Raw genomic sequence first — 5250 nt, 5'->3', positions numbered from 1 at the left:
GCCGTACCGACCGCGGTAGTGGGCCTGCACTTTCGGGAGGGCAAGCAATGCGGTTGCGGCGGGAATCAGCTCGTCATAGGTGAGGCCGGGCGGGGCCCCCGCAACCAGGCTGTTGGCCTTGCTCAGTACCGTCTGCGGCGGCGGATACCCGTGATGCGGGCCGAAGCTCCTGATGACGCGCCAGGCGAACCCGTGGAAGGTCGAGACTTCAAAGCGCGGCCGGAACGGCCCGATGACCGCGGCTGCGCGGTCGATGATCTGTGCCACTGCGGTGCGGGAGAACGATAGGAACAAGGCGCGCTCTGGGGCGGGCAACCTCGTCCTCACTCCGTCACGCGCTGCGGCCCGCCGGGCCATCGCGAGTTCCTCGTCTGCCCGTTCGAGGTGCCGCCGAGCTGCGGCGACGGCAGTTGTCGTCTTGCCCGTGCCCGCACCTCCCAGGACAACCACGACCGGAGCAGTACTGGTGATGACGTCAATTTGCTTGTCTTTCGGGGCGTACGTCATCACTGCTCCGTCTGCGGCCGAGCGACCTCGGGGAGGTCGACGAGCTTGGGGCCGGAGTATGCGGCGTTCGCGGCCTGGGCGATTGCGTCGAGGGCCGCCGCCAGCACGGGCGGGTGAACCACCACTTCGCTCAGCGGGTGCTCAGGCGTTTGTGTGTGGCCAGGCGCTGGCTGCAATTCGCTGTAGAGGGCTTCCAGGACGGGTTCGTGAAGGCCCTTCTTGTGTAGCACCTTGCATAGTTGAGTCACTGCGGACTCACTGGAGTCAGCGGCCAGAGGGTCGGGCACGCCGTAGTCCGTGAGCAGGGCGCTGGCCACGGCGACCGTGGCGAGATCGAGGCCGGCGACCATGGCCCGTTCGATCGCCCCAGGTGGCAGGCGGACCACGACGTCACAGGCAGCTTGGACTGCGGCCGTTTGCTCAACGCTCTGCGGTGTTTCCTTGTCCCGGTCGATCACGCCAATCACGCGGAATCCGAGCTGCTGGGCGAGTTCTGCGATGCGGGGGATCTGGTCGATGCCGCCGTCGCCGCCGGTGCCTGCGGCGACGAGGCGGACGCCATGAGCAGAGAGCGGGAGCTTGCTCGGCGGGTATCGGCGGTCGGCCATGCTCAGAACGGCCACGTCGTGCGGCCCCTCGGTGATCGCGACTACCGGTGCGGTGAATGCAGATAGGAGCTGGGTGTGCAGCTGCCTCAGCGCGGCGAGTTTCTTGCGGTCGGTTGTCTTCGCGATCTGATGGTGCCCGCGAAGGCCCCCGTGACGGACGAGACGTACCACCTCGCCGGGTTCGAACGCGCGGGCAACTTCTGGCCGCCGCGTTGACAGCCATACTTGGCCCGCCTGATTACGTGTCAGCGAGGCGAGGTGCTCTGCAGTTGCTGCATCGAGCTGATCACCAAAGTCGTCTGCCAGGACCACCGCACCGGGAACGTTCGCCAAGAGCATCGCCTCGGCCATCGACAGGATGGCGGTGACCGTACTTCCGTGACTGGGCAGCGCCAGCAACCCCGAGTCGTCCAGGCGCAGCGCCGCCCTCAACGTACGCAGGAGGGCGGCGACCGTGCCATCCTCGGCTAGGAAACCGACGTCTCTGGCCGAGATTGTGCCTTCGCCCAGGCGGCTCGCAGTACCGCCGACGGCTAGGACCGCATCGACGGCTTCGGTGATCGCGGGATCGGCTGACAGGGATCCGACGGCTTCGGCGACAGCCGAACGTAGCGTTTCGAAGGCTGCTGCAGCAGCCTTCGGGTCCCGCTCGTCGATGAAGCGGCGCAAGTTCCCGCCGGCCCGAAGCTGAAGAGGAACCCCAGCGTTGAGGGTGATTACAGGCAGGGCCCGCCGGGTCGCAGCCGGAACCCGGAGGTAGTCACCAACTGCTGGGGTGCTCCGGGCCGGATAGAAGACGACGGTTTCCAAGACCTCGGCATCGCTGTCATACCTGAGCCGGTACGTCATTCGCATGCACAGGGGAGCGTCCGGGTTGGCGTCAGCGTCCTCACTTGCCGTGCCGGAGGGGTCCAGTGGTTCAAGGGCCCCGTCGGCCACCAGCTGCTGTACATCCGGATCGAGGTCCGTCAGGGTCACCTCGATCTCGGCCGCGTCCACGCGAGCGACCCGCGAGAAGTCGGACTGGACCGCGCCCTCGTCGGCCTCCTCGGGTACTGCAGGAGCTGCGGCTTCTTCGGTAGCCGCAACGCCCTCCTGGTACAGGTCGGTCAGGGCGGCGCCCCGGGCCGCATCCGGATCCAGCACCCGGGCAAGGGCCTCGATGATGTCGGTACGACCCGCGCGAGGAATGCCCGCCAGCACTACGTGACGGTCAGGACGAAGGTCCAGATGCTTCCATCCGCGGAAGCCTGAGATTTGCAGGCGAGTTACACGCACAGCAGCAATCATCCAGCACGCATGGCCTCACAGGTACTGCATTACAGGAAACCCAGGTTGAGCCCTCCTCGCAGGACCCGGCGGAGCAGCCCGGAGCCCTTCGTGGGCAACTCGCGGAACTCGGCGCTTCCTGGCGAACCGCGCCATCTGGCGGACACTACCGCCGTGACGGGAACCGTTGTGTCGGACGGAAAGCAGGCAGCTGACCAGTAGACAGACGGCTTGCCGTCGCCTCTTCTTCGTTTCGTGATACCGCGCTCGCCGGGATACGACACGACTCGGTTCGATGGCAAAACGACTGAGTTCAATGTCAACGGACACTGACAGCGAGTGTCAGAGCAGACGCTGCGGATCCCCCGGCCAGCACGACGAGCACAACGCGCCACCCACCCGGACGGAACGCCAGACGATGGCAGCCCCACCGTCACGTCCAACGACGGGACCTGGTTACCGCGACGAGAGCGCCAGCCGCCCAGGAAAGAAAAGTGCCGCTGTCATGGGCAGCACGTACTGTCGGAGCATGGGTGGGGGGAGTGGAACTGAGCTGTGTGCACGAGTGGCCAATGCGCTGCAGCAGGACCCGAACTGGGCACGGTGCATCGATTGTCGGGAGTCACTGCACGTCGAGGTGAAGGAAGACACCGCCTCCGGCAACGCTCACCGGCTTCCCGACCTCATCGTCCGGCTCTGGTGCCCTTCTTGCTGCCCTACTGCCACCCCACCCGCGGCCCCGCAGCCGCATAGTCTCAGGCGGAGCTGTGCTCGTCCTCCCCGAAAGTCGGCAACGCCCCCGGCGACGCGGCCCCGAGCGGGAGGCGATCACCAATGAACCCAGCCGCCTGCTGCCGACACAGAGCCGAAAGATGACCCCGGGCTTCACGAACAGACTGCCGCAGATCCGCTACGACCTGTTGGGGGTAGCCCTCATCGACGTACAGCGTCAGCAAGGCTGCGGCTTGGGCAAGATTCTCGGCAGCCTGAAAGGCGCGCTCGGCTTCCCGGGGTGTCCGCCTCTGCACTTCGATGGCTCGCGCCAGCGTTCGGGAGGGCATCGCAGACAGCTCCGTCAGGTCCGTGGCGCCTTGCCCGAATCGCGAAGCTGCTCGATAGGCTGCACCGAGAGCTGGCGCCCCTGAGTACTGTGCGATGAATCCGATCCGCCGCGTGGTGACCAAGAAGCCGTCGTGCCGGTCCGATTCCTCGGTCCCCGGAGCGGTCGTGTCGGCCGGCAGTAGTCTGTCCAGGTAGGCGCGGGAGGGACCCACCGCTTCGTCCCACGTCGCCGCGGCCGCAGTCAGGATGAGCCAGCCGTTGCGGCTCTCCGCAGCTGAGGACTTGAGTTGCAGCCGAGCAACAGTAGCGACGACCGTCCGCGACGCTGCTTTGGCCCTCTCTCCCGGGAGTCCGAGGCTTACGAGCTCATCAGCAACTCTCTCGGGCATCGGTGCGCCGAACACCAAGCCCCACGCCCACCCAGCCCGCATCCAGGCGATCGAGTCGTTCCCTTCCAGCGGGCCGAGCGTAGTCGATCGCGCCTGGCGGTTGACCCATGACGCCAGCGCCGCCGCCACCTGAGAGCCAGAGGCACCGGTAACCTGCTGGCCGGGGTCCATGAGATCGGGCACCGGAACGTCGGGCAGGTGCAGGACACGGCGGCCAGGAACGGCAATTTCGCCCGTCACGATGATGAAGCGCTCGTCAGGGCGGTCCCGCTGGGCCCAAGCACTAACTGCCCCAGCGAGGTTGAGGTGGACCTCTCCTGGACCGGAGGGGTCTGCGGAGGAGCTGACCTCGTACCAGCGGTCCACGACACCACGCCCGTCGGATTGCGTCACCCGCGAAACCAACTGGACCAACTGGTTCCATGCCTGCTCGGCCGCTTCGGTGTACTGAGCCAGGGTGGCCTGGCCACTCAGGTACTCCTCCTCGATGTCGCGCAGGTAGGCAACCCACGGAGCCTGCTCCGCCCGCCCCGCCCGCAGCGCAAACGCTGCGGTCTCGTCGGCCACGACCTGCCGCTCCGCCTGGGCCCGCTGAGCGTCAGGACTTGTGGACACCTGCTCCACCAACCCAACGAAGAGCCTGGACGTGTCCACAGTGGTGCTGTCCGCAAGGATCACGCCTTCACCGGAGGGTCGGATCGCAGCGACGACGGTGCGCCCGCTCTCACGCAGGGCGGCGTGAAGGTAGCAGGCATCGCCAGCCTGCGAGGACTCCAACAAAACTGTCTGGGATACCCCGGAAGACCGGTCGGGGAAAGGCGCTGTCCCACCAGCCGAAAACGTGGATCCAGCAACACGGGGCATGACCCCCATGGCCCCTTCACCGTCGCCTGAGAGAGCAGCGCCCTGCTGGAGGGCGGCCACATCCTCCGCCTTGCCATGGCCAAGAGCCCGAACCCGGGTGAGGACGGACGCCCGCGGCGGGGAATCAGACAGCGCTTCAGCCCATCGCCGGCCCATCCGATGCCAGTCTCGTCCGCTCCCGGAAGCCTTACCCTCATCCAGAAGCCAGACAGCGAGCGCGACGTCCAACTCGGCGCGCTCCTGGGTACTCAACGCCGCGTAGCGAATACGCCGCAGGAGCAAGCGGATGGTCAGCGCCTGCCATTGGCCGAGGGCGTCCGAGCACAACAACGTGACGCGGCTGCCAGGCCGATCCCTGCGAAGCCACCAGAGGGCGGCTGCCAAGGGCTCACTGGTCACGCCGTCCTCCGGCTCACCACGATCCACGACGAGGCGGTACACCCTCGGAATGGACGGCTGCCACCTTCCCCAGCCGAGGCCCGGCCGCGCCGACTCGGCCGGATCCCCCGGGAGCAGACTGCGCAAGGCCGCTGACGCCAGCTGAAGGGCCC

At 67.0% G+C, this 5250-nt stretch carries 3 protein-coding genes; all 3 read right to left on the bottom strand.

The features are described 5' to 3' along the window. A partial coding sequence (locus VN520_RS17510) for a UvrD-helicase domain-containing protein (protein ID WP_325747863.1) occupies window positions 1–507 on the bottom strand: 507 nt, incomplete at its 3' end. After that, window positions 507–2318, bottom strand: coding sequence for a hypothetical protein (locus VN520_RS17505; protein ID WP_325747862.1), 1812 nt, complete (start codon window positions 2316–2318; stop codon window positions 507–509). The genes VN520_RS17505 and VN520_RS17510, both read right to left, overlap by 1 nt. An 821-nt stretch (window positions 2319–3139) precedes the next feature. Continuing rightward, the gene (locus VN520_RS17500) at window positions 3140–5098 is read right to left on the bottom strand and encodes a hypothetical protein (protein WP_325747861.1); all 1959 of its coding nucleotides are present in this window, start codon (window positions 5096–5098) and stop codon (window positions 3140–3142) included. Window positions 5099–5250: the final 152 nt, after the last annotated feature.

The sequence above is a fragment of the Streptomyces sp. genome (assembly GCF_035563135.1).
Lineage (GTDB): Bacteria > Actinomycetota > Actinomycetes > Streptomycetales > Streptomycetaceae > Streptomyces.
Note: the sequence above shows the minus strand (reverse complement) of the source record. Positions and strands in the feature narration are given on the sequence as shown.